The sequence below is a fragment of the Kocuria soli genome, from assembly GCF_003797835.1.
In the GTDB taxonomy this organism is placed as follows: Bacteria; Actinomycetota; Actinomycetes; order Actinomycetales; family Micrococcaceae; genus Kocuria; species Kocuria soli.
On record NZ_RKMF01000015.1, the window covers coordinates 57,367 to 77,123 of the forward strand.

At 65.9% G+C, this 19,757-nt stretch carries 21 protein-coding genes; 11 read left to right on the top strand and 10 right to left on the bottom strand.

Translation table 11 applies throughout. The features are described 5' to 3' along the window. The first annotated feature begins 19 nt into the window (after positions 1 to 19). Positions 20 to 922, top strand: a complete 903-nt coding sequence (locus EDL96_RS11340; RefSeq protein ID WP_123826210.1) for an alpha/beta hydrolase — start codon at positions 20 to 22, stop codon at positions 920 to 922. Positions 923 to 1,043: 121 nt separating this feature from the next. Here EDL96_RS11340 and EDL96_RS11345 read toward each other — a convergent pair whose 3' ends face one another. From EDL96_RS11345 to EDL96_RS11365, 5 genes are all read right to left on the bottom strand, one after another. Further along, entirely contained in the window at positions 1,044 to 1,562 is a 519-nt protein-coding gene (locus EDL96_RS11345; protein ID WP_123826212.1) for an asparaginase domain-containing protein, read from the bottom strand. An 80-nt stretch (positions 1,563 to 1,642) separates the two neighbouring features. Next, complete coding sequence (locus EDL96_RS11350) at positions 1,643 to 1,984, bottom strand: DUF2200 domain-containing protein (protein WP_123826214.1); 342 nt, start codon at positions 1,982 to 1,984, stop codon at positions 1,643 to 1,645. A 34-nt stretch (positions 1,985 to 2,018) separates the two neighbouring features. Further along, positions 2,019 to 2,810, bottom strand: coding sequence for a slipin family protein (locus EDL96_RS11355; protein ID WP_123826216.1), 792 nt, complete (start codon positions 2,808 to 2,810; stop codon positions 2,019 to 2,021). After that, a complete protein-coding gene (locus EDL96_RS11360; protein WP_233568854.1) occupies positions 2,810 to 3,517 on the bottom strand; it encodes a transposase in 708 nt (235 codons plus the stop codon). Before EDL96_RS11360 ends, EDL96_RS11355 begins: the two co-directional genes overlap by 1 nt. Before the next feature lie 5 nt (positions 3,518 to 3,522). Beyond that, the gene (locus tag EDL96_RS11365) at positions 3,523 to 5,964 is read right to left on the bottom strand and encodes a nitric-oxide reductase large subunit (protein ID WP_233568862.1); all 2,442 of its coding nucleotides are present in this window, start codon (positions 5,962 to 5,964) and stop codon (positions 3,523 to 3,525) included. 401 nt (positions 5,965 to 6,365) lie between these two features. On the opposite strand from EDL96_RS11365, the gene EDL96_RS11370 reads away from it, so the two are divergent. Both EDL96_RS11370 and EDL96_RS11375 read left to right on the top strand, forming a co-directional pair. Then, complete coding sequence (locus tag EDL96_RS11370; protein ID WP_123826220.1) at positions 6,366 to 6,980, top strand: TetR/AcrR family transcriptional regulator; 615 nt, start codon at positions 6,366 to 6,368, stop codon at positions 6,978 to 6,980. Positions 6,981 to 7,022: 42 nt separating this feature from the next. Continuing rightward, positions 7,023 to 7,997, top strand: a complete 975-nt coding sequence (locus tag EDL96_RS11375) for an MsnO8 family LLM class oxidoreductase (RefSeq protein WP_123826222.1) — start codon at positions 7,023 to 7,025, stop codon at positions 7,995 to 7,997. A gap of 25 nt (positions 7,998 to 8,022) precedes the next feature. Here the strand turns inward: EDL96_RS11375 and EDL96_RS11380 are convergent, their stop codons facing one another. Then, positions 8,023 to 8,733: an LppP/LprE family lipoprotein gene (locus tag EDL96_RS11380; RefSeq protein WP_199732600.1), complete on the bottom strand. Its 711-nt coding sequence runs from the start codon at positions 8,731 to 8,733 to the stop codon at positions 8,023 to 8,025. A gap of 135 nt (positions 8,734 to 8,868) precedes the next feature. Continuing rightward, the gene (locus tag EDL96_RS13795) at positions 8,869 to 9,726 is read right to left on the bottom strand and encodes a MerR family transcriptional regulator (protein WP_233568855.1); all 858 of its coding nucleotides are present in this window, start codon (positions 9,724 to 9,726) and stop codon (positions 8,869 to 8,871) included. Positions 9,727 to 9,872: 146 nt separating this feature from the next. On the opposite strand from EDL96_RS13795, the gene EDL96_RS11395 reads away from it, so the two are divergent. The 6 genes from EDL96_RS11395 to EDL96_RS11420 all read left to right on the top strand — a co-directional run bounded on the left by EDL96_RS11395 (position 9,873) and on the right by EDL96_RS11420 (position 14,170). Continuing rightward, entirely contained in the window at positions 9,873 to 10,193 is a 321-nt protein-coding gene (locus EDL96_RS11395) for a DMT family transporter (protein WP_123826224.1), read from the top strand. Between the two features lie 125 nt (positions 10,194 to 10,318). After that, positions 10,319 to 10,633 carry a DMT family transporter gene (locus tag EDL96_RS11400; protein ID WP_233568856.1) on the top strand — a complete coding sequence of 105 codons (315 nt, stop codon included), beginning with the start codon at positions 10,319 to 10,321 and terminating at the stop codon, positions 10,631 to 10,633. 152 nt (positions 10,634 to 10,785) lie between these two features. Beyond that, positions 10,786 to 11,919, top strand: coding sequence for a trans-sulfuration enzyme family protein (locus EDL96_RS11405; RefSeq protein ID WP_123826228.1), 1,134 nt, complete (start codon positions 10,786 to 10,788; stop codon positions 11,917 to 11,919). 10 nt (positions 11,920 to 11,929) lie between these two features. Beyond that, a complete protein-coding gene (locus tag EDL96_RS11410; RefSeq protein WP_233568857.1) occupies positions 11,930 to 12,769 on the top strand; it encodes a transporter substrate-binding domain-containing protein in 840 nt (279 codons plus the stop codon). Next, positions 12,766 to 13,440 (top strand): amino acid ABC transporter permease, encoded by a 675-nt coding sequence (locus EDL96_RS11415; protein WP_123826230.1) that lies wholly within the window; start codon positions 12,766 to 12,768, stop codon positions 13,438 to 13,440. The genes EDL96_RS11410 and EDL96_RS11415 overlap by 4 nt, the downstream gene beginning before the upstream one ends. Continuing rightward, positions 13,433 to 14,170, top strand: coding sequence for an amino acid ABC transporter ATP-binding protein (locus EDL96_RS11420; protein WP_123826232.1), 738 nt, complete (start codon positions 13,433 to 13,435; stop codon positions 14,168 to 14,170). The genes EDL96_RS11415 and EDL96_RS11420 overlap by 8 nt, the downstream gene beginning before the upstream one ends. Positions 14,171 to 14,385: 215 nt before the next feature. On the opposite strand, the gene EDL96_RS11430 is transcribed toward EDL96_RS11420, so the two are convergent. Next, positions 14,386 to 14,667 carry a hypothetical protein gene (locus EDL96_RS11430; RefSeq protein ID WP_123826234.1) on the bottom strand — a complete coding sequence of 94 codons (282 nt, stop codon included), beginning with the start codon at positions 14,665 to 14,667 and terminating at the stop codon, positions 14,386 to 14,388. Between the two features lie 89 nt (positions 14,668 to 14,756). Here EDL96_RS11430 and EDL96_RS11435 point away from each other — a divergent pair, with 89 nt between their 5' ends. Together EDL96_RS11435 and EDL96_RS11440 are read left to right on the top strand one after the other, a co-directional pair. After that, complete coding sequence (locus EDL96_RS11435) at positions 14,757 to 15,674, top strand: LysR family transcriptional regulator (RefSeq protein ID WP_123826236.1); 918 nt, start codon at positions 14,757 to 14,759, stop codon at positions 15,672 to 15,674. A gap of 67 nt (positions 15,675 to 15,741) precedes the next feature. Next, positions 15,742 to 17,253, top strand: coding sequence for an SDR family oxidoreductase (locus tag EDL96_RS11440; RefSeq protein WP_123826238.1), 1,512 nt, complete (start codon positions 15,742 to 15,744; stop codon positions 17,251 to 17,253). Here the strand turns inward: EDL96_RS11440 and EDL96_RS11445 are convergent. Together EDL96_RS11445 and EDL96_RS11450 are read right to left on the bottom strand one after the other, a co-directional pair. Then, complete coding sequence (locus EDL96_RS11445; protein WP_123826240.1) at positions 17,228 to 18,721, bottom strand: cryptochrome/photolyase family protein; 1,494 nt, start codon at positions 18,719 to 18,721, stop codon at positions 17,228 to 17,230. The two genes, EDL96_RS11440 and EDL96_RS11445, sit on opposite strands and share 26 nt — an antisense overlap. 54 nt (positions 18,722 to 18,775) lie before the next feature. Then, complete coding sequence (locus EDL96_RS11450) at positions 18,776 to 19,753, bottom strand: helix-turn-helix transcriptional regulator (protein ID WP_123826242.1); 978 nt, start codon at positions 19,751 to 19,753, stop codon at positions 18,776 to 18,778. Between the last annotated feature and the right edge of the window lie 4 nt (positions 19,754 to 19,757).

Below are 19,757 nucleotides of genomic sequence, written 5' to 3' on the forward strand. Positions count from 1 at the left end.
AGGCCGGTAGATTCGGAACGTGTCGGAAGCTCAGTACGCCGCATTCCTCCCGGAACCCCGTCGAGCCGCGGCCGCGATTGATCCGGTCCACGACTGGTGGTCGTGGACCGGGCATCGCGTTCACGTCGCCAGGGCCCGTTGCGACAGTCCCGTGCGCGTCGTCGTCGTGCACGGGGCCGGCGCACACAGTGCGGCGCTGTGGCCCACGGTGGCCCAGTTGGCGGACCACGGACTTGACGTGACGGCGATCGATCTCCCGCTCTACGGGCGAACCGAATCACCCACCCCGCAGAAGGTCACCTACGACTTGTGGCTGGACCTCCTCCAGGATCTCCTGGACGCCGACGACGACGAACGGCCCGTCCTGCTGCTCGGTGCGAGCATCGGCGGGTTGATCGCGTACGAGGTGGCTCACCGCTCCGATCGCGTGGTCGCTGTGGCAGCAACCTGCCTCTTGGACCCAGCCGACTGGCGTGCACGCGCACGCATGACGCGGTTCGGACCCCTGGCCGTCCTGGGGCCTCCGTTCCTGCGGTTGCTCCGCGGACGCGTGGGCGACCTCATGATCCCGATGCGGTGGGTGGCGGACCTGTCCAAGATGAGCCGCAACCCGGACCTTTCCAAGTTGTGTGCATTGGACCCGAGAGGCGGGGGCGCCAAGGTCCCACTTCGGTTCTTCCGGTCCTACATGACCCATCGACACAGCGCACCGGAGGACTTCACCAAACCGCTGCTCCTGACCCACCCGGCACAGGATGCGTGGACACCGGTGGAACTCAGCACCCGCTTCTTGCGGCGGTTGTCCGGACCCACACGAGTGGTCATGTTGCGTGGGTGCGGGCATTTCCCCATCGAGGAACCGGGTCTCACGGACTTGGTGGAGTCGGTGGCCGATCTTGCCGCCCAGGTTTCCCCGAACTGACAGCCCGGCCACCCGCCCTCAGTCCCTCGACCACACCACTAAGCGTCGACCGCACACGCCATAACGTGTGCGGTCGACGCTTAGTGGTGTGGTCGGCACGAACGGAGCGAAACGGGGCCGTTCAGTTCTCCGGAACGACGAGGTCCACGAACTGACCGCGGTCTCGGTCCTTGACCACAGCGCCCACGGGGAACACGCGGCCACTCATCGCCAGGTAGATCCCTGGGTCGAGGAGCTGCACCGCCGCGAACGCGGTACCCAGGTTGAACTGCGAATCCGTGACGCGAAGGGACGCGGGCTGCATGGCGCCCGTGAACACGATGGTCTTGTCCGCGAGCGCGGTGCCGTGCGTCCGGAGGTACTCCGCGGTGTCGGTCATCGTGTCCGTGCCGTGCGTAATGACCACACGCGTGTTGGGCAGGGCTTCGACCCGCTCGAACAGGGTCTGCCGGTCGTCGTCGGTGATGTCCAGGCTGTCCTTGCGCAGGACCGGCTCCGCGGTGACGGGAACGGTCGGCCTGACGACGGACAGGATCTCCAACGCTGCGGGCTCCCCGATCTCCAAGTCGCCGGTCAGGGAGTAGATCTTGTCGATGGTGCCGCCGGTGGTCACGAGCGCGATGGGCTGGGGATTCGTCATCGCACGAGACTATCGGGTGCCGAGGTCGGTTGGACCCTCGACCCCGACCACGGCGGCCGAGGACTGGCAGGCGCAGAAGGTCACCCTCGCAGGACCTTCTCCATGGCCTTGCCCTTGGCCAGTTCGTCCACCAGCTTGTCCAGGTACCGGATCTTCTGCATGAGCGGATCCTCGACGTCCTCCACGCGGACCCCGCAGACCACGCCTTTGATCAACGGGGCGTTGGGATTGAGATCGGCGTCGGCAAAGAAGTCCTCGAACGTGGTCTCTTGATCCAGGTGCGCCTGGAGCTCGTCCTGCGTGAAGCCGGTGAGCCAGCGGATCACCTCATCCAGTTCCTCCCGGGTACGCCCCTTCTTCTCGACCTTGGTGACGTAGTGCGGATAGACGGAGGCGACGCTGGTGGTGAAGATCCTGTGCATCGACTCAGGCTAGACCACCTGCTCCGGACACCGGTCAGTGGTCGCCCTGGCTGCCGGGTTGCCCCTCGGACCCCAGCATCTTGGTCAGCCCGGACATGATGTCCACGGGCAACGGGAACACCACGGTGGAGTTCTGGTCCGCGCCGAGCTCCAGCAGGGTCTGCAGGTAGCGCAGTTGGATGGAGGCGGGAGCCTGGGACAGCGTCTCGGCGGCATCGCGAAGCTCGGCGGAGGCCTGCAGCTCACCGTGGGCATTGATCACCTTGGCGCGGCGCTCGCGCTCCGCCTCCGCTTCACGCGCCATCGCACGCTGCATGGCCTCCGGGATCTCGATGTCCTTGATCTCCACGATCACAACCTCCACGCCCCAGGGCCCTGTCTGGCGGGCGATGATCTCCCGAAGATCTGACCCCAAGTCGTCCCGATGGGCCAGCAGTGTGTCCAGATCAACGCGCCCCAGGAGGGACCGGAGGGACGTCTGCGCGATCTGCGAGGTGGCCACCGCGTAGTTCTCCACCTCCAGCACAGCCTTCTGGGGGTCCACCACGCGGAACATGACCACGGCGTTGACGCGAGCGGGCACGTTGTCCTTGGTGATGATCTCCTGCGGCGGAATGGTGAGCGTGATGGTGCGCAGGTCCACCCGGTGCAGGGAATCGATCAGCGGCAGCACCACCTTGAGCCCCGGCCCGTACAGCGGCTTCACGTGGCCGAACCGGAAGGCCACCGCGCGCTGGTACTGCGGAATCACCCGCAGGCTCACCAGCAGGATCACCACGATGACCAGCAGGACACACAGAACGGCTATGACCGCGGACGCGGGCATCACTTCCCCTTTCGGACGGTACTGGTATCGGACGCAGAGCGTTGCACCGGTTCGATGGGCAGCCGCTCCCGCGTGACACCGCCCCACACGGCGTCGTTGCCCCGCGAATCTCCACCCCACTTGGCGGCGAAGCGATCCGTGGTCATAGCCTGCAGAGCCTCACGGTCGTTGTGGTGAACGATGTGATCGGGAGCCCCGGTCGGGGTTCGCACCAGATGGATCACCAGGGGCGCACACACGACGGCGACGACGAACGCGGTGACCGCCAGCACCAACACTTCAAGGCCCGTGGTGGCCATGAGCATGCCGGCCAACAGCATGATCACGCCCATGGCTCCCACAGCCACGGCCACGCCGCGATGGAACCGGCCGTTCTCGGAATGCGGCCACGGGTCCACTTCTCGGGTCAGTTGCTTGCCGTGGTCGGACACGGTGCAGGTGTCCTTGACCGGGCAGGCATTGCAGATGTCGGCCTTGCCGCGATACCGCATGACGCGGTTGTCCGGGTCGAAGGACGTGGGCCACAACCATTGGTCTTCCGGGCACAGCCAGGCGTCGTGACTCTCGTGGTAGACGAAGCCGTTGGTCCGCCAGGCCACCGCCCGTTGGGACGTGCGCCGCGCCAGGATGTCGAATCCCCAGGCGGCGGCGGCCAACGCCAGACCGTAGAGGCACAGGCCCCATGTCAGCAGTGAGATCTGATCCATTCCGGTCACAGGTCCGAACTGTTGGGATCGTCCGGGTCATCGGCCCGGCCCATGGGTCGGTCCTGTGCCTCCCGGTCCGACCGGTACCGTCCCCGCGGTTTGTCGGCTTCCCGGAGTTGACGGTCCGAACGGTATGGCGTGCGTTCGCTCGTGGCGGTGGCCTCCACCCGCTCCTCGGCGTCGAACTCCGCCAACTTGGCGGGGGTGATCTCTTCGTACAACGGCGTGGTGGTGCCGTCCTCCCCCGGGCTCTTGCGCAGGAAGTACTTGAGTCCCAGGAAGGCCAGGTAGAGCAGCGGAACGATGCCGACCAGGAAGATCACGTCGCCTGGCATGCGCAGCCACTCGACCACCACGTTGCCGGGTTCAGTCAGGTAGCCCAGCGACCGTGCCTCGTAGTACCCCTCGGAGACCGAGTGGTAGAGCTGGGCGACCCCCAGCGGCATGAGGGAGACGAAGACCATCCACAGCAAGCCGATGTTCAGCGCCCAGAAGGAGAACCCCATCCACTTCTCGGGCCACTTCTCCGGCGGGATGACGTAGCGCAGGGCGAAGACCGCCATGCCGATCGCCAGGAACCCGTACACGCCCATCATGGCGCCGTGTGCGTGGTTGGCGGTGAGTGCGGTACCGATTTGGTAGTAGGACACGATCGGCATGTTGATCAGGAACCCGAAGATTCCCGCGCCCAGGAAGTTCCAGAAGCCCACCGACACCAGGAACATGACCGCCCAACGGTGCGGGAACGGCTTGGTCCGGTTCGAGTGCTGGCGGGACCCGAGTTGCATGAAGCCCCATGCCTCGACCGTCAGGAACGTCAGCGGGATGACCTCGGCCGCGGAGAAGAACGCGCCCAGTGCCATGTGCTCCACCGGGGTTCCGGAGAAGTAGAGGTGGTGCATGGTGCCGATCACGCCACCCACGGAGTACAGGATGATGTCCATGTAGATGATGGCGATCGCGATGCGCTCCCGGACCACACCCAGCAGCACGAAGATGTAGGCCACCATCACCGTGGTGAACAGTTCCAGGAAGTCCTCCACCCACAGATGGACCACCCAGAAGCGCCAGAAATCCGCGACGGAGAAGTGTGTGTCCGTGCTCGCCAGCATCCCGACGGCGTAGAACGCCGGAATGGCCAGGCCCGCGAAGAAGAACAGCCAGGGCATGTTGCCCTTGTGCTCCCCGCGCAACCTGGCGCGCATGCCGCGGTAGACGATCGCGATCCAGATGAACATGCCCACCGTGAGCAGGATCTGGAACAGCCGCGGCAGGTCCAGGTACTCCCACTGCTGGGACAGCCAGGACCCTGGTTCCGTGATTCCGTGGACGGACAGGAACGTTGTCAACAACGTTCCGACGACGACGATCACGACCGCCACGTACAGGAGCACGGTCAGGAGCCCCTGCTTCTTGGGTTCCCGACGGGCGATGAACGGCGTCAGGAAGATACCCGCGGCCAGGAAGCCCGCGGCTGTCCAGAACAGGGACAGCTGAACGTGCCACGTGCGTGCCAGGTTGTAAGGCAGGATCTGCGACATGTCGAAGCCAAAGAAGCCGGTCAGTTCCACGCGGTAGTGCTCTGTCAGAGCGCCCAGGAGCGCTTGAGCCAGGAACAACACGATGATGGTGGAGAAGAACAGCACCGTCATGCGTTGTGAGGGCGTGAGCCGCACTTCGCCGGGCTGCCGGAAGTCCAGGATGGGGGCGTCGTCGCCGTGCCAACCGATCTTGGCCGACCACCGACCGTAGACCGCGAACAGCACGCCGATACCGCCCAGAAGGACGACCAAGGACAGCACGGACCAGATCATCAAGTCGGCGGTCGCGGTGTTGCCGACGTTCGGTTCGGCGGGCCAGTTGTTCGTGTACGAGTAGTCGTGTCCCGGCCGATCTGTGGAGCCCGCCCAGGCGGTCCACGCGTAGAACGCGGTCAGGTCGTGGATCTGGTCCTGGTCCGTGATCATGTTGGCCGGCAGACCGTTCTTGGTGGTCGGCTCACCGAAGAAGTCGGAGTAGTAGCTCTCCATGTGATTGAAGCCGTCGACCTGGGTGGGGGTCCAGGTCAAGGTCCCAGTTTCCTCGTCGTACCGGTTCGTCCGCCATTCGTCCTCGACCGCCTGCTGAGGGTCCTGGACGCCGTCGTTCGTGTACTGCTCGATCGCCCGGTCTGTGGTCACACGGAGGTATTCCGCCGTCCAGTCGGGGCCCAGGTAGGCACCGTGACCCAGGACGGATCCGTACTCCTGGAGCCCACGGGCATTGAAGATCTCCTGGCCGCGCGTGATGTCTTCACCGGTTGCCACCACCGTTCCGTCCTCGGCCACGATCTTATCGGGCAAGGGCATGGAGGCCGAGTACGTTCGATAGGCCAACAGGCCCATGACGAAGAAACCGAAAAGCATGACCATGGCAATGGCTTGAACCCAGCCTTTGCCCAGAACCATCTGTTTGGATGTGGCATCCACCCTGAACTCGGGATCCGGTTGTGGTGTGCTGCGGTCCTTGGTGGATACCGACATGGTGCTACCTCACTGGTCAGACCCAGGGTGCGGGGGCAGGACAGGGAGGAAAGCGCACCACCGGATGGTCAACTCACAGTCAGGCCTACCCCTTTGCTGACAGATATTCACTAAGAATGTGCAACTTTTGCAATTAAGTCGAAAGAATCAGCAGCGGCTAATCCAACACTAAATAGATTTCCTTGATCAAAGGCAATTTTCAGGAGAATGTCGGTGTGATTCCGACGGCTTGCGACCCGCCGTCGTCGGCCCGATCGGGATCCCGTGGCAAAATCAGCCCCCTAACAACCTAATGTGGTGTGCAACACATTCAAGGAGGTGGGCTCGTGCCGAAGATCAATGCGGCCAACATGGCTGAGCACAAGGAGCGGACCTACGCCTCCTTGCTGCAGGCCACTCAGGAGCTCATCGCCGAGCAAGGGATCGAATCCGTGTCCATGGCCGAGATCGCCAAGCGGGCCGGTGTCGCCCGGACGGCGATCTACAACTACGCGCCGGACAAGGAGTCGCTGCTGTTGGCCTCGGCCGAGGCCGCCGTCACGGCGATCCAGCCGGTTCTGGGGGCACTGGTGGCAGAGACCTCCGTGTCCGCCGTGGAACGGCTGGAGGGGTTGATCCGGCTACTCCTGGCGAACGTGGCCAACAAGGCATATGGCGCCTTGGCGGTCTGGGCTCTGCGTCAGAGACCGACCGCGGCGGACGGCGACCTGTTCGAAGCGCAGAAGAACGTCATGGTCAACGTGGTCTTGGACCTGCTGCAGCAAGCTGTCGCGGGACGAGAGATTCCGGAACCCGCCGATCTGACACTGGTCCTGGATCTGATGGTGGCCACGATGGAGCGAACCATCGAACACATCGACCGGGACCCCGCGCGGGTGCAGGAGATCAGCGACATGACCGTTAGTTTCATCCTGGGCGGACTGGGCGCGGGGAAAATCTGACAGCACGGAATCACCCGGAACTCAAGGCCGTTGGGACACCTGATGAATGTCCGAATTTCCATGCTGGACCGTTCCAGAACTCGCCGATACCAAACCGACGCGGCGGCGTTGACGCAGACCGTCACCCGCGCGCAGCACGCGGAATCCGCCGGGTACCACCGCTTCTGGGTTTCTGAGCACCACGGGGTTCCGGGGGTGGCTTCGGGCAGACCTGCACTCATGGCTCAGGCCGTCGCCGCCACGACGAACACGATCCGCGTCGGCTCCGGCGGGGTCATGCTCCCCAACCACCGACCGCTGGTCGTGGCCGAGGAGTTCGCGGTGCTCACGGCGCTGCACGGCGAACGCTTCGACCTTGGAGTCGGCCGCTCCCTGGGGTTCACCAAACCCGTCCGTGAGGCGCTGGGCACGACGCAGGCGGAACCGGCCGATTTCCTCCGAGACATCACAAGACTTCGCGACTACCTGACGGGCCGGGCCGCCATCACCATGCGCCCGTCCCTGCCCGGCACCATTCCCGTGTTCGTGCTGGGTACCGGCAGCGGGTTGAAGTTCGCGGCCGAGCTGGGATTGCCCGTCGTCGTCGGTGGTCCACTGATCGCTGCGGATCCCGCCCCGTTCGAGGAGTACCGGGCCACGTTCCGGCCGAGCGCGGAATGTCCGGAACCGTATCTAGTGGTCTCGGCGGAGATCTTCGTGGCAGACACGGGGTCCGAAGCCCGGGAGCTCGCGCTGCCGGAGGCGTGGGCCATGGCACAGTCGCGGCTCACGGGCGCTTTCCCTCCCCTGGCGCCGACGACGACGATCCCGGCTCCCCTCGCCGCCCGGGAGGCGGAGTACGTGGACCAAGCGCTGAAGTTCGTCATCGCCGGGACCGAGGACACCGTTCAGGACCGACTGCAGGAATTGATCACCCGGACCGGAGCGGACGAGATCATGAGCACCGCATCCACGTTCGACACCCAGGCCCTGTACGCCTCCGATTCCCGCCTGGTCGAGGTCGTCAAGTCACTGTGATCTCCGGCTGCCCCCGGCAGCAGACCTACTGGGAGGGCGGAAGTTCTCCGCTCATCGTCACTCTGTCGGATTCCGGGTCCACGGTGTAGGTGGCGACGGCGGACTCGGTCGGGTTGGCGTTGGCGTCCTCGGGGCCGGGCCATACGTACGTCACCTGGAGCGTGGAGTCGTCCACGCGGACGATCTGCGGGGAGAACCCATAGGCCTCATCATTGGCCGTACCGATGTACTCGCCGTTGCTGAAGAGCAGGATCTGGTAAGGGGAGGAAGCCGTGGCCCCCTCGACCGTCACCGCGACGGCGGACAGCTCGGCGCAGTCGTCGTACGTGTCCGTTGCGGCGGTCTGCCCGTCCCACGCCCACGTTTCTCCGAGGCCGGAGTCATACTCCGGGACTTGAGGCAGGTTGTCCGCGACTGCCTGATCCGCCGGTATCCCTGAGCACGTGGGCTCGGTCGACGACGTAGGAGTCGCCGACGACGTGGCCGAGGGTTCCGCCGTCGTGGGTTCGGTGGAGGGGGCCGCGCTTGTTGCGGTAGGTGCCGCAGGGGCGCCGGTCTCTGCGCTCGGGCTCGTGGACGCGCTGGACCCTGTCGACTCAGTGGATTCCGCGGACGCCGACGACGCAGGCGCGCTGGTTTCTGTTCCACCGTCGGAACCGCCGCCGGTTCCACCGCCGCACGCCGAGAGGGCGAACATGAGTGCCAGGACCACCGTTGCCGTGGATGCCTTCTTCATTGCTACCTCCATCGCCGCGTTCCCGTTGCCGAGCCCACCGTGGTGAGACGTGGCCAGGCTAGGACAGCCCGGGTACGCCCTCAATGGCTCGGCAGAACATGACGTGGCGGGCACGCGGCTGTTATCGAAGGGCCCTCAGTGGTCGCTTTCCATGGTCTCCTGGAACAGCGTGAGGTCCAGGTCGGGCAGGGACGGCGCCGCCAACCGGGCGTTGACGGAGAGCCACGGGGTCAGCCGTGGCTCGGCCGTCAGCTGGGCACCGCCGTCGACCGCCCGTTGCGTCACGGCCGCCGTGTCGTCGACCTCCAGAGCGAGACGAATTGGGGTGCTGGGCCGCCCCTCCGCCTCGACGTCGTCGATGAATCGTTTGTGCGCGGGATTGGTGATCTCCAGAGTCGCGCGGCCGGCGTCCAGGATGACGACTTGTGCGTCGTCGGCTTCGGAGAAGGCCGCCAGGGCCGACATTCCCAAGGCGTCCTGGAAGAACGCCCGCGCCGCGTCGAAGTCGGCGGCCTCGATCACCAGGCGCAGTTGCCGAACGGCCGGGGTGTTGGACGTGGGTTCGGCGGGGTCACATGTATTCGTCATGCCCTGATGCTCAGCCCTGACACCGGTGTCAGGTTCAAGACGCCATGACGTCCTCACGGTGTCGACCCGCGTTTCGGACTGCAGCGCCCGAAGGGTGTCGAGTTCACGGTCCAGGTCCCGGCGGCGCTCCTCCAACCGGCTGACTTCCCGTTCCAAAAGGTCCTCCAGCACGCCGGTCCGCTCCTCCAGGGGAGCCTCCAGACACGGCAGCACCTGGTCGATGGTGCGGCTGCCCAAACCCGCGGCGAACAGGTACTGGATCAGAATCACCCGCTCCACGGTGTCCTCATCGAAATCACGCCACCCGCCCGGACTCCGGCAGGAACGGATCAACCCTTGCGCCTCGTAGTAGCGCAGGGACCGCGCGCTGACCCCCGTGGACTCCGCCAGTTCGCCGATCCGCATCTCGTCCTCCGGTAGAGAGCTTGCACCTGACACCGGTGTCAGGTCCGATCCTCGATACGCCGCGGGACCCAGTGATTCCCACACCTTGGTGAATCAGGGGTGAATCCAGTGCCGTGCCCCGCCGTCACCGTATACAAGGAGCCGTTGTGAGCTGGTTGTTCCTGTCCGTCGCCATCGTTTTCGAGATCACCGTTGCCCTGGCTGCCGGCTTGGCGCAGGGCTTCACCCGCGTGGGGTGGACCGTGGTGACTCTGATCAGCGGTGGCATCGCCGCCTATTTCCCGAGTCTCGCCCTGCTCACCTTCGACGTGGGAGTGGGGTACGCGCTGTGGACCTCTATCGCGGGAGTCGGGATTGTGGTGCTCGGTGCGCTCTTCTTCGGACAGCGCCTCGCGTGGCGGAAAGCCGTGGGGATCGCCGTCGTGATCGGCGGCGTCGTCGGGCTGCAGCTCTGCGGAGCCGCGTGAGCCCACAAGCCGTCGCCCAGCAATCTCCCTTCAGGAAAGGAAGTCGCATGTCCACCGCAAGCACGAATCAACCATCCCAGCATCCGCATGCCGAACATCAGCCTTCAGGCGCGTCATCCTGGGCCGTGCTCCTTCTGGCAGGTGCCTTCGAGGTCGGTTACGCACTGTCGGTCGGCGGGAGCCAAGGCTTCACCGTGCTCAGTTGGTCCGTCGTGGCCGTTGTGTTCTTCCTGCTGACGCTGTTCTGCCTCAGCCGCGCCCTCCGGGGGATCGACGTCGGCATCGGCTACGCGGTCTGGGCGGGGATCGGCGCGGTGGGCGCAGCCGTACTGGGGCCGGTATTCTTCGACGAAGTCCTCACTCCGTCACGGGCGGTCTGGCTGGCCGTGATCATCTCGGGAGTCGTGTGGTTGAAGGTGGCCGACGGGCACAAGGGCTGAAGCCGGCATCCAGGAAACTTCCAGGGTCAGGACACCAGGAGTCACAAATCCTGACGCGAAGCTCACACCGGCGCCTCGGCGGGACTATTTCGCTGGCCCGCATCGCTGAGGGGGGCGAGAACCAGATCTTCGTCCCCCAGCCAGGAGGCACAGTGCCAGGCTTCACCACCCGCGTCATCCACGCGTTGCACGACGTCGAAAAGGGCGCCGTGACCCCGCCGATCTACCCGGCGTCCACCTTCCTACAGCCCACCGAGGGCGGGGAAGGCGAGTTCGAGTACCAGCGTGGCTCCAACCCCACGCGCACCGATGCGGAGACCACCCTGGCCGCCGTCGAAGGCTCCAAGCACGCGTTCGCGTTTGCCACGGGCATGGCCGCCACCGGCTCCGTGCTGGGCATGTTGGCCTCCGGTGACGAAGTCATCATGGGCCTGCCGGTCTACGGCGGAAACTACCGCTGGGCCACGATCGAACTGCCCAAGCGCGGCGTGACCACCACCTTTGTCCCGGACCTGAACCAGCTGACGGAGGACCACTTCACGGATTCCGTCAAGATGGTGTTCCTGGAGACCCCCACCAATCCCACACTGCGTGTGGCCGACATCCGCCGCATCACGGATCTGGCCCACGCTCACGGCGCACTGGTAGTCGTGGACAACACGTTCCTCACCCCCTACCTGCAGCGCCCCCTGGAGCTGGGGGCAGACCTGACCGTCCAGTCGGCCACCAAGTACCTGGGTGGCCACGGCGACCTCCTGGCCGGCGTGGTGGCCACCAACGACGGCGACCTGGCCGCCACCGTTGCCCAGTCGCAGGTGATCTCCGGTGGGGTTCTGTCCCCCATCGACTCCTACCGTCTGTTGCAGAACGTCAAGACCCTGGGGTTGCGGCTGGACCGGCAGCAGGAGAACACGAGCCGCATCGTGGAGGCGCTGAACAACCACCCGGGCGTGAGCCGCGTGCTGGTTCCGGGGTCGTTCAGCGAGGACGAGGCCCGGATCCAGTCCGAGCAGGCCTCCGGACCGGGTGCCGTGTTCGCCTTCGAACTCGCCGACGGCAAGGATGTCCGCAAATTCCTGGCCGAACTCAAGGTGTTCGGCTTCGCCGTGAGCCTGGGCGGGATCGAATCCCTGATCTGCCTTCCCGCCTCCATGACCCACGGCGCCTACTCGGCCGAAGACCGCGAACTGGCGCAGATTCCCGACGGCCTGCTGCGCGTGGCCGTGGGCATCGAGGGAGCGGAAGACCTGATCGAGGACCTGACCCGTGCGATCGATGCGGCCTGACACCCCCGGCGTGCTGACACAGATCGCGGACCTGCGCCCCACCCGCCGTCGTCTCCTGGGAGGAGCCGGTATCGGGGCGCTGAGCCTCGCCCTGGCAGCCTGCTCCGGCGACGACGAATCGGCGGACTCCGGCCCGCAGGGCGACCTGTTGGAGACCATCCGGTCCGCCGGCGAAATCCGCATCGGGATGGAAGGCACCTTCCAGCCGTACGGGTACCACGATTCCTCCGGGAAGCTGGTGGGCTTCGAGAAGGAGATCGCTGACCTGGTCGCAGCCGATCTGGGCGTCGAGCCGGTGTACGTGGAGACCCAGTGGGACTCTCTGATCGCAGGTGTGGATGCCGGACGGTACGACATCGTGATCAACAACATCGCGCCCACGGCCGAGCGCCAGGAGGTCTTCGACTTCTCGGTCCCCTACGCCGTGAGCGAGGGCAAGGTGGGGGTGGCGAACGACTCTCCGCTGCAGTCCGTCGACGAGATCGCCGGTCACTCGGCGGCCCAGACCGAGACCTCCAACTTCGGCCAGGAAATGGCCAAGGCCGGAGCCGATCTGGTGCCCGTGACCGGCTTCGACGAGGCCGTCATGCTGGTCTCCTTCGGGCGCGTGGACATGACCGGCAACGACTTCGTGACCTTCGAGGCGTTCTCCCAACAGCGCCCCGACGTCGACATCCGGCTGCTGGACGGTGTGCTCGGTGAGCCCGCCGAATCGGCGATCCTCATGCCCAAGGGGCAGGACAACCTGCGCGCCGCGATCGACAAATCCCTGCAAACCCACATGGACAACGGAGATCTGGCCAAGATCTTCCGGGATTACGTGTCCATCGACCTCACCCCGGAATCATGACTGAACTCTTCTCCCTCTGGGCAGAATCGCTGCCCCAACTGCTCCTGGCCACGCTCACGGTCACCATCCCGCTGAGCGCGCTGGCCTTCGTCCTGGCACTGATCGTGGCCGTGATCGCCACGGCCATGCGAATGGGCCGGGTGAAACCGCTGCAATGGCTGTCCCGGTTCTACGTGTGGCTGTTCCGCGGCACCCCGATCCTGGTTCAACTGTTCATCATCTTCTACGGACTGCCGGCCATCGGGATCACGCTCTCCGCGTGGGTCTCCGCGATCATCGCGTTCACGCTGAACACGGGCGCATACGCGGCCGAAACCCTTCGCGCCTCCGTGCAGTCGATCCCCCGCGGACAGATCGAGGCGGCCAAGACGCTGAACTACACCGGCTGGCAGACGCTCCGGCACGTGATCGCCCCGCAGGCGCTGCGGATCGCGCTGCCTCCCCTGGGCAACGACCTGATCGACCTGGTCAAGGGCACGTCACTGGTCATGGTCATCACCCTGGCCGACGTGTTCCAGGTGGGTCGCCAGATCGCGGCCACCACCTTCCAGCCGCTAGCCCTCTACATGGAGGTGGCGCTGATCTATCTGATCATCTTCACCGTCCTGTCCTGGATCCAGGGACGTGCCGAGAAGGTCTCCAACCGCTACGTCAGGAGCACCAATGCTTGAGTTGAAGAACGTTTCCAAGGCCTTCGGCGACAACCAGGTGCTCCAAGACGCCTCCCTCACCGTCCGCGACGGTGAAACCACGGTGATCCTGGGCCCCTCCGGCTCCGGCAAGTCCACGCTGCTGCGGTTCATGAACCTGCTGGAGTTCCCCGAGACCGGCTCCCTGAGCATCAACGACGACGCCGTCACGTTCGGCGGTCGTCTCACGGACGCCCAGATCCGATCTGTCCGGAAGCACTCCGCGATGGTCTTCCAGGGGTACAACCTGTTCCCCAACCAGACCGTGGTGGACAACGTCAGCCTGCCTCCGGTGCTCAACGGAAAGCTCTCCAAGGCTCAGGCTCGCGAGCGCGCGCAGGAGGTTCTTGACCGGGTGGGCATGGGCGATCGTCTGGACGAGTATCCGGACAATCTCTCGGGCGGTCAGCAGCAGCGCGTGGCGATCGCCCGGGCCTTGGCCGTGGACCCGGACTACCTGTTGTTCGACGAACCCACCTCCGCCCTGGACCCGGAACTGGCCGCCGACGTCACCCGGGTGATGGTCGACCTGGCTTCCGAAGGTCGTTCGCTCGTGGTGGTCACCCACAACATCGAGTTCGCCCGCCAGGTGGCCAAGCGCGTCATCTTCCTGGCGGATGGCTCCGTGGGCTTCGACGGAACCCCGGAGGAGTTCTTCGCCTCGGATTCGGAGCGGATCCAGCGGTACCTGAGCACGTACGGGACCGCGTAAGGGACGGGCTTCATGCTCACTGGACAGCGGCGAACGTGAACTTGGATTCGGCACCTATTCCGTCCCCGACTCGTTCTTCGAGCCCCTTCCCGACGACGAGATCGGTGCGTGGGAGGGCGGAGCGTGAGTGGTCTGCTCCTGGAGCGTGTGTTCGACGACCTGCCGGGATTACAGATCGCCTGGTGAAGCGACGCTAGCCCGCACGGATCTGGGGGTCACCGCGGCACGTTCCGAATATCCGGAAGGCCCTTCTGGGCAACCTGGGCTTCACGGCGCATCCGATCAACGGCATTTTCCGCATTGCGGCGCCGTACCTGCCGCTCGCGCGCCTCCCGCCACGAATACGGATCCGTGGCCAGTGGCCGCTCTGCCGACGGTTCGGTGACCTCCTGACCGCGGGTCCAGCGTCGCGCCAGGGCCCTGGAGGCGACACCCAGCACCGCGGTGATGACGGCTATGGCAGCAACGACGAAGAGGCCGGTGAGTGTGGTGTTCATGGTTCGAGCCTGCGGCCGCCAACCACATAGGACAAGCGAACGTTTCTTGCCTTCTGTTCAGTCGTACTGAACTGTTTTACGCTGGCCGCATGCTCGATCCTGTCAAACTGCGCGTGCTGCGTTCCGTCGTCGAAACCGGATCCATCCGGGCCAGCGCGGAGGCCCTGGGTTACACCCCGTCGGCGGTCAGCCAGCACCTGGCGGCGCTTCGGCATCAGACCGGGTTGGAGCTGGTGGAACGTTCGGGCCGGGGTGTTGTAATCACTCCGGCCGCCAAGGCCCTGGCCGACCGGGCCGACCGGGCACTGGAGGCCCTGGCCGACGTCGAAAGACTGGCCCAAGAGTTGAAGTCGGGAAGGACCGGATCCTTGTCCCTTGCTTACGTGGGTTCCGTGGCGGCCACGTGGCTGCCACGCGTGGCGAGCGAGGTGCGCCAAGCGTTCCCGGATCTGGCGCTGACGCTGCAACTGCGGGACTGCACGCAAGGCGATGCGGCCTACCGCGGCGATGTCGCGATCGTCGACGCAACGGCGGGTGATTTCGGCCCGGAATGGGAATCGACCGACGTGCTCGAGGAGGGCTACGTGGCGCTGGTCGGTGCCACCCACCCACTGGCCGCGCGGGAACGTGTGGCGCTCGGCGAACTCGCGGACCTGCCCTGGGTGACCGACGACCCACTCGATTCCGTGTGGTTCGGCGTGATCGCATCTGCCTGCAAGGCAGCGGGGTTCACACCGCACGTGGAGGTCAACCCGTCGGATTTCGAGGCGGTCCTGGGATTTCTCGCGGCCGGTGATCACGTGAGCGTGCAGCCATCGCTGGTGACCCAGCGCATCCGCGCCGATGTCGTGTCGATCCCCCTGGCAGGTGACCGGCCACGCCGACGGATCCAGGTGCGGACGCGCCGCGCTGTGGCGCAGAACCCCGCGGCACGGTACGCGCTGGAATGCGTGCGAGCCGTGGCCGCCGATCACGCGGACGTGGTGCCGGGTGTTCGGGTTCTGTGAGAGCGGACCTCACATTCGGTACGCCCCAGACGGTGTGCGTGTCGGCGCCCTGCAGCATACTGACCATATGACTTCACGCGTGCTCGTCACAGGATCCACCGGTTACGTGGGCGGGCGCCTGGTGCCCCGACTCCTCAAAGCGGGCTACACGGTCCGGGTGCTGGTCCGCTCGCCGCAGCGGCTCTCGGGAGTGCCCTGGCACGATCAGGTGGAGATCGTGCAGGGGGACCTCGGAGATGCCGAGTCCGTTGAACGGGCTTGTCAGGACGTGGAGACCATCTACTACCTGGTGCATTCGATGTCCTCCGGTGCCGCCTTCGAACAGACCGAAAGCGACATGGCCCGAACCGTCGCCGCCGCCACCGCTCGTGCGGGGGTGCAACGCATCGTCTATCTGGGTGGTCTGCACCCGGAAGGCGTGAAGCTCTCGCAGCACATGCGCTCGCGGACCGCCGTCGGGGACATCCTGCTGCAGGGTGAGGTCCCCGCGGTCGTGTTCGAGGCGGGTGTGGTCATCGGGTCCGGATCAGCGTCGTTCGAGATGATCCGGCACCTCACGGAGAACCTTCCCGTGATGCCCGCCCCCAGTTGGGTGCTGCGCAAGATCGAGTCGATCGCAGTCCGGGACTTGTTGCACTACCTGGTGCATGCGCCGGAGCTGCCCGCCGGTCTCAATCGCCGGTTCGGTCTTGGTTCCCGCGAGGTCCTGACGTACGGGGCCATCATGTACGGCTACGCACACGAGGCCCACCTGAATCAGCGTTACATCTACGCCCTGCCCATTCCTGCGCCCACACTGGCCGGGTGGTGGGTTGCCCTGACCACCCCCATCCCTCACCCTTTGGCCGTGCCTCTGGTTCAGTCCCTGCAGCACGACGCGGTGACCACCGAGCACGACATCGACGGCTACATCCCCCCGCCTGAAGGTGGTTTGACCGGTTATCGCCGGTCCGTCCAACTGGCCTTGGGCAAGATCGCCGCGGAAGACGTGGAGACCACGTGGGCCAGCGCGGCCAACACACCGCCGTCGGACCCGTTGCCCTCCGACCCCGACTGGTCCGGGCGCGCGACCTATGTGGATGAGCGTCACCGTTGGGGTGCAGCCTCCCCGGACGCCGTGTGGGAGGTCATTCAGTCCGTGGGTGCCGACAACGGCTGGTACTCCTGGGGGCTCGCGTGGTCGGTGCGCGGGGTCATGGACAAACTGGCGGGCGGGGTGGGCCTGACCCGCGGCCGCCGCCACCGGCAGCGACTGGCCGTGGGCGATGCCGTCGACTGGTGGCGGGTCGAAGCCATCACGAACACCGACGACGGCGGGCGGACCCTGCTGTTGCACGCCGAGATGAAGGCCCCGGGACAGGCCTGGTTGGAAATGTCAGCGGTCCCCAAGGACGGTGGCACGGAGTACCGACAGCGGGCCATTTACTTCCCGCGCGGGATCCTGGGCAAGGCCTACTGGTGGGGGGTCTACCCCTTCCACGGATTCATCTTCCCGTCCATGGCGCGCAACATCTTGGCCGCGGCCGAGCGCAAATCCACCGGGACGGGCCAGGTCAGCGGCCCGACCGATGCTTCATGACGTCGTAGGCGTCCAGCGCCTGCCGGCGGGATTCTTTGAGGTCCACCATGGGCTCTTCCTCGGGCTGTGAGCCCAGCCATTCGCGCACATACGCGTCCTGGGGGTCGAACCGCTCGCGCTGGGTCTGGGGGTTGAAGACCCGGAAGTACGGTGCGGCATCGGCCCCGCAGCCGGCCACCCACTGCCAGGAGACGGCGTTGTTCGCCTCGTCCGCGTCCACCAGGGTGTCCCAGAACCACTGTTCGCCGTGCCACCAGGGTTGCAGGAGGTTCTTGGTCAGGAAGCTGGCCGTGACCATGCGGACCCGGTTGTGCATCCAGCCTGTTTGCCACAGCTGGCGCATTCCCGCGTCCACCAGGGGAACACCGGTGCGCCCGCGTTGCCAGGCGCGCAGGGCGTCGTCGTCGGGTTCGTAGGGGAAGACCTCGAACTCCGGGCGCATGGGGCGGCTCTCGACTCCGGGGTGGTGGTAGGTCAGGTGCCACGCAAACTCGCGCCAGTAGAGCTGGCGGACCCAGGCTTCACGGTCGTCGTCAGGAAGATGGGGGTCCTGGGCGACCGCTTGGAGCAGCTGGCGCGGGGAGAGCTCACCATGGCGCAACCGCGGGGACAGCCTGGTGGTGCCGTGCCGATCGGCGGGAAGGTCACGGGTGTCGGTGTACCCGTCGACGGCGTGGCTCAGGTTACCCAGCTCATCCAGCGCGGCAGCGCAGCCCGGGGTCCAGTGCCGGGCCACTGTGTCCGCCCACCATCGGGGTGTGCGGGCCGCAGCCGATTCGCCCTGGCCTGTGCCGGTGCCGTCCAGGAGGCCGAGGGCATCCAGGTCCTTGACGACGCCGGCGTCACACAATCCGTCGATACGAGGGTAGAGGTCGTGCCGCGGTGTCTGTAGTTGTGGGGCGAGCAGCGCCTCGCCCGTTGGGAATTCGCGGGCCGCCTTCCAGAAGGGTGTGAAGACTTTGTAGTGCTCGTTGGCACCGGTGCTCACCTGCCAGGGTTCGACAAGCAAGGAACCCGGATGGCTGTGCACGGTCATCCCGTCCCGGTGCAGTGCGGCCTTGATCCGCGCGTCCAGCTCGCGCGACGCCGGTGCGTAGCGGCGCGACCAGCGCACTGTGTCAGCACCCAGTCCTCGTGCAATCTGGGGCAGGACATCAGCCGCCCGCCCCGCGGCGAACAGCAGGGGAATGCCGAGCGCCTCAAGCTCTCCGTGCAGCACCTCGAGCGAACGATGGGCCCACCACCGCGCCGCACCTCCTAGCGGCCGTGGCCCCAGGCCGTCGTCGTCGCGCTCCTCACGGATCCACACCGCGACCACCGGCCCGTCGCCACGCGCGGCGGTCAGTGCGGGGTGATCAGTGATCCGCAGATCGTCACGGAACCACACCAACGTGACGGGCTGGTCTGGGGCACCTACGGTTTCGGGCGATGTGGCCTTGCGACTCGGGCCGTGCGGTGGGTGTGCCATGGGGTCATCTTGGCACTCTGGTCAGACGGGCGGCGGTGACGACAAGCGGGAAAGCTAAAGACGGCGTTTGATCGTTGCGAAAGCGTCGGCAAGCTCGGGCGGGGTGATGTCTGCCAGGTTGCTGTCGAAGGTGATGAAGAGCCCCGCAATCCCGACCCAGGACCAGCCTCCGATGGTGAGGCGGCAGTGCTTCGGATCGACGGGTGTCACCACGGACCCTCCGGGCGCCCACCGGGCGACGAGGTCTGCGGGCAGATCCAGGGTTGCGGTCCCGACGCATTGCCATTGCCCCGGAGTGTCGCCCCTGTCTGGGTTCTGCACGACGAGTCGCGCCAGATCATCGGACCCAAGAGGGTGCGGAGTGAAGGAACGGCCCACGGCGGCCTTCGGCCTGATGCGATCAACACGGTAGGTGGCCCAGGTGGCAGCGACAGGTTCTCGGGCGATGAGGTACCAACGCCCGGCCCACACCACCAGGTGATGAGGTTCGATTTCTGCGGGAGGGCGAAATCCCGGATCCGCAGGTGCCAGGAAGTGACCGTCCGGTTCCGCGTAGTCGAAGCGAAGCGTGTGGTTGGTGCGGATCGCGGACCCAACGGCCTGGAGGGTGGCGACGTCGACGGGCGGGGCAGCGAAGTCCCAGTAGTTGCGCAAGCTCGTGACCTGGAACGCTTCACTTGCAGCTCTCAGACGCGCGGGCATCACCTGACGGAGTGTGGTCAGTGCACGCCCCACAGCGTCGTCGATGCCCGTGACCGTGGCTGGAGCGGTCTGAAGTGCGAGGGCAATGGCGATGGCCTGGTCGTCGTCGAGAACGAGAGGCGGAAGCTTGCCTGCGGTGCCGAGTCGGTAGCCTCCTCCCGGGCCTTTGAGCGTTTCCACGGGATACCCGAGCTCGCGCAGGGTTTCGATGTCACGCCGCAGGGTTCGCGCTGAGACCCCTAGTCGCTGCGCGAGGTCATGCCCAGCCCACTCGAGGCGTGCCCCGAGGAGCGACAGCAGCCGCAGAGTGCGGGCAGAGGTATCAGCCATGACT

What these genes read in the sequence shown, in the direction of transcription:
- EDL96_RS11345 (WP_123826212.1), bottom strand. Translation starts at nt 1,562, where the DNA reads ATGACGAATCCCCAGCCCATCGCGCTCGTGACCACCGGCGGCACCATC.
- EDL96_RS11350 (WP_123826214.1), bottom strand. Translation starts at nt 1,984, where the DNA reads ATGCACAGGATCTTCACCACCAGCGTCGCCTCCGTCTATCCGCACTAC.
- EDL96_RS11355 (WP_123826216.1), bottom strand. Translation starts at nt 2,810, where the DNA reads ATGCCCGCGTCCGCGGTCATAGCCGTTCTGTGTGTCCTGCTGGTCATC.
- EDL96_RS11360 (WP_233568854.1), bottom strand. Translation starts at nt 3,517, where the DNA reads ATGGATCAGATCTCACTGCTGACATGGGGCCTGTGCCTCTACGGTCTG.
- EDL96_RS11365 (WP_233568862.1), bottom strand. Translation starts at nt 5,964, where the DNA reads ATGGTTCTGGGCAAAGGCTGGGTTCAAGCCATTGCCATGGTCATGCTT.
- EDL96_RS11375 (WP_123826222.1), top strand. Translation starts at nt 7,023, where the DNA reads ATGAATGTCCGAATTTCCATGCTGGACCGTTCCAGAACTCGCCGATAC.
- EDL96_RS11380 (WP_199732600.1), bottom strand. Translation starts at nt 8,733, where the DNA reads ATGAAGAAGGCATCCACGGCAACGGTGGTCCTGGCACTCATGTTCGCC.
- EDL96_RS13795 (WP_233568855.1), bottom strand. Translation starts at nt 9,726, where the DNA reads ATGCGGATCGGCGAACTGGCGGAGTCCACGGGGGTCAGCGCGCGGTCC.
- EDL96_RS11415 (WP_123826230.1), top strand. Translation starts at nt 12,766, where the DNA reads ATGACTGAACTCTTCTCCCTCTGGGCAGAATCGCTGCCCCAACTGCTC.
- EDL96_RS11420 (WP_123826232.1), top strand. Translation starts at nt 13,433, where the DNA reads ATGCTTGAGTTGAAGAACGTTTCCAAGGCCTTCGGCGACAACCAGGTG.
- EDL96_RS11430 (WP_123826234.1), bottom strand. Translation starts at nt 14,667, where the DNA reads ATGAACACCACACTCACCGGCCTCTTCGTCGTTGCTGCCATAGCCGTC.
- EDL96_RS11435 (WP_123826236.1), top strand. Translation starts at nt 14,757, where the DNA reads ATGCTCGATCCTGTCAAACTGCGCGTGCTGCGTTCCGTCGTCGAAACC.
- EDL96_RS11440 (WP_123826238.1), top strand. Translation starts at nt 15,742, where the DNA reads ATGACTTCACGCGTGCTCGTCACAGGATCCACCGGTTACGTGGGCGGG.
- EDL96_RS11445 (WP_123826240.1), bottom strand. Translation starts at nt 18,721, where the DNA reads ATGGCACACCCACCGCACGGCCCGAGTCGCAAGGCCACATCGCCCGAA.
- EDL96_RS11450 (WP_123826242.1), bottom strand. Translation starts at nt 19,753, where the DNA reads ATGGCTGATACCTCTGCCCGCACTCTGCGGCTGCTGTCGCTCCTCGGG.